At 32.5% G+C, this 3,269-nt stretch carries 1 protein-coding gene and 2 pseudogenes; 2 read left to right on the top strand and 1 reads right to left on the bottom strand.

What is annotated here, in order from left to right:
* A pseudogene (locus ACTBDZ_RS16365) lies at window positions 1-111 on the top strand (IS5 family transposase); the annotation flags it as partial.
* An 11-nt stretch (window positions 112-122) separates the two neighbouring features.
* Here ACTBDZ_RS16365 and ACTBDZ_RS16360 read toward each other — a convergent pair.
* Window positions 123-406 (bottom strand): annotated as a pseudogene (locus tag ACTBDZ_RS16360) (tyrosine-type recombinase/integrase); the annotation flags it as partial.
* Window positions 407-1,030: 624 nt separating this feature from the next.
* Here ACTBDZ_RS16360 and ACTBDZ_RS16355 point away from each other — a divergent pair.
* Entirely contained in the window at window positions 1,031-2,932 is a 1,902-nt protein-coding gene (locus tag ACTBDZ_RS16355; protein WP_438816092.1) for a collagenase, read from the top strand.
* The last annotated feature ends 337 nt before the right edge of the window (window positions 2,933-3,269 follow it).

Genomic DNA, 3,269 nt, shown 5'->3' with positions numbered 1-3,269 from the left:
TTAAAGGAATATCGACGGATCGCCACACGTTATGAAAAAACGGCAAGAAACTATCTAGCAATGGTGAAACTGGGCTGCATCCGCGTGTTTTACCACCGGTTACGCAATTAAGGGACACAGCCTAGTTCTTCCAAAATTGCCAGTGCCTGATGGCACAAGGGAACATAATGCTTCCTACGCATTTTGGCACCCTGCCTGAATGCGTGATCCCTGCGATGGCTTCACGTTTTTCAGGGATAACCCATAAGGTACTTTTGAAATCTATCTCTGACCAACGGACAAAACGAAGTTCACTGGAACGAATGAGTATCAGCAGATTGCATTTTATTGCAGGTAGGGTAAGCCTGCTACGGTCTTTATAGCCTTTAATGCGTCCCAGTTGGGGAGGTATTTCTTCAAGTTCGATATTTAATCAGTATTTTTTTGTGAGTTCAGAGCCACTTCTTCTCAATATAGGTCAGATAGAAGCAAAAAATTTTCGGATAGAATAACATATAATAGTAAGTATTATACCATTATCATGACAATTTTCAGACAAACTATCTCATTTATACCTTCTAGCGGAAGTAACTCGATTACTGTGACCCTTTTATACAGTTTGGTTTTTATCATGACTTGATTTTTAATTATTTAACAAAGTATCTACAATAACAAAAAATAAGGTATTTGGCTGATTTTATAAAGGTTGTTTTTATTAAATAATGGCTGAAATGGAAAGGGCTGAGTTATTTATTTCAAACATGGGATGAGTATGGAACTTTTAAAGTTAGTGATTATTACAAATAGGCTTGTTTGAATCTACTGGTAGATATCGAAATACATCGACATATCTTATGTTTTGCGTTGTTTTCTCACTATCAAATAGTGGGTGTTGCTAGTATATATAAATTAATTAACTTTAATGAGGAGTATTAAGTGAAGATTTGGTTTTAAATTTAACTTATGACTTGCTAGATGTCTGCATAATCGCTATATATGCTATATCACTATGCTTTATTAGTATTTTGTAATTAAATGGAGATTGTTATTTATGTCAGTAAATTTAAGTGGTGTCAGTTATAATCATCATTCAAATGTTTTCTCCGATGAGATGAATAATGTAAAAAATAAACAAAATGAAGCTGTTTTAGAAAAAAAAAGACACTCACATGTCGAAAATGAAACAGTAAAAAACATTCCATCAATATATTTAAATTCCCTTCAAAATAAAATGAAGTTTACCGTACTAGAAAAAAAATTAATGGAAGATCTTCATGATAAAAAAGAGTTGTTTTTAAAAACAAGTTATCAACACTCTAAAAAAACATTAATCGCCTCAATTAAAATTATTAATAAATTAATGCTCGAACCGGAGATAAACAAAGGCGATCTTGGTTTGTTATCAAAATATATTGAAAGTTTTTATCATAGAGTTGATACATCAGGTCCACATTGGAAAAGCGAAAACAATATTGTGTCTAAAACATTAAGCAAAATAGGAGACTATCTTGCTAAAACATATAATAATCTTCATAGTATATCAAATGAACCGGATAAAGAATTATCAGGTTTAACAGGTTCTTGGGTCGCAGCGATGACAGAGGTGATCAATAAATCCCAAGGGGATAACTCCACTATAAATTATAAAAATTTCAACGCAATACTCGAGTATCATGTTTTAAACCAAGAAAAACTATTGGACAATTATGAGTTCTCAGTTAATACAGGAAAATTACTAGGTTTAATTTATTATATAAGACCGGGGACACTAGATAGCCAGATGTTATCTAAGAGTAAGGATGCGATAGAGAGAAATTTGTTGAAACTTGTCAGTCAATCTTTAAATATTGTCAATTCAAAAAAAAACAATTTCCCTCTTTATCATATTCGGTGTGCTTTGGATGTATTGTCATCCATCATCAATTCTGAGAAGAAAAACAATCCTAAACTTGGTTTTGAAACACAAAAAAACATTGATTTTAATTTAAATAATATATTAAAGAAATATAATTCCTTACCAGTCAAAAGTGACTTACGTGAGGAAATTAATGTTGTTTTGACTAAATTTTTAGAAGATACTGGGCGAAGTTTTGAAAAAAATAACTCGTCTATATTTTCTGGTTTTTTGAAACCTATTTTAGAAAAAGAATTCATTCCCCATGATTTCAAACTTAATAACGGGTATAGAATACAATCTTCTTATCATTTTAATAATGAAGAGAAAAATAAATTAAATGTTATAGCAACTAAAGTTCTAAAAAATTTTCACGAATCATTCGGGGAGAAAAGCGTAAGAGATGATTATTCAAAACCATTGGAAATTATAGTGATGAAGAATAAAGATCACTACCATCGGTATGGTAACTATCCTTTCCGTATAGACACGAATAATGGAGGTATTTATATTGAAGGGAATTCTAACAACCCTAATAATCAACCACGTATTTTTGTTTATATGAAAAACAATAATATTCATAATTTTGGGCATGAAATTGTTCATTATCTTGATGGTAAATATAACAAATATGGTGATGCTAATATGTTTCCCTCAGAGGAAATTACGTGGTGGAGCGAAGGTCTGGCAGAGTATATATCGCATGGAAAAAAAAATGAATATGCAGAAAGTGTTTTAATGAATTGCCCGCCAGAAAATAGACCTGAATTAAGGCAAATAATTGATATAGATGTGTTTTCTGCCAATGGGCATAGCGAGCGACTATACGCCTGGCCATATTTTGTGCAAAAATTTCTCGATAGTTCACCACAACTGCGTTCTGTCCGTGGTGAATTAGTTCGCTCCCTAAGACAAGAAATTGGATCCAGCGGTGATAAACCTTCTTATTCTAGAGTTTTAAAAAACTTTGGACAAAAATACAATGAGGAGTTTTATTATTGGCTAAATCAACAGTCTAACCATTTAATAAACATAAATAGATATTCTAATCGTGGATGATTTGATTCTATGATTAAATAGAATGTGAAATAAATGATATCTTAGGTTGTGTCTCTCTGTCGCGTAATTACGTGTTAAGAAGCGTGACACAACCTAATTACTATACTTAAAAGTGATTTATTTTGAACAACAGCGCCCCCGCTATTTTTGATTTCTAAGACTTCATTGCAGCATTCAGCGAATGTCTTTCTCTTATAGGCGAGGTTTATCTCTAACCGTCATTCCGCACCTACTTTAAGAATAAATTCGACGGTATCGCTCGCCGAGAACATCAACGATGGTCTTGTGAACAGAATTGAGGTTGGATACTTGTGGTGGTCTGTCACCAATACTGAAC

The sequence above is a fragment of the Symbiopectobacterium sp. genome (assembly GCF_051710365.1).
Classification (GTDB): domain Bacteria; phylum Pseudomonadota; class Gammaproteobacteria; order Enterobacterales; family Enterobacteriaceae; genus Symbiopectobacterium.
Note: the sequence above shows the minus strand (reverse complement) of the source record. Positions and strands in the feature narration are given on the sequence as shown.

Excerpts from the sequence above, each read along its gene's own strand:
- ACTBDZ_RS16355 (WP_438816092.1), top strand. The coding sequence starts at position 1,031 with ATGTCAGTAAATTTAAGTGGTGTCAGTTATAATCATCATTCAAATGTT.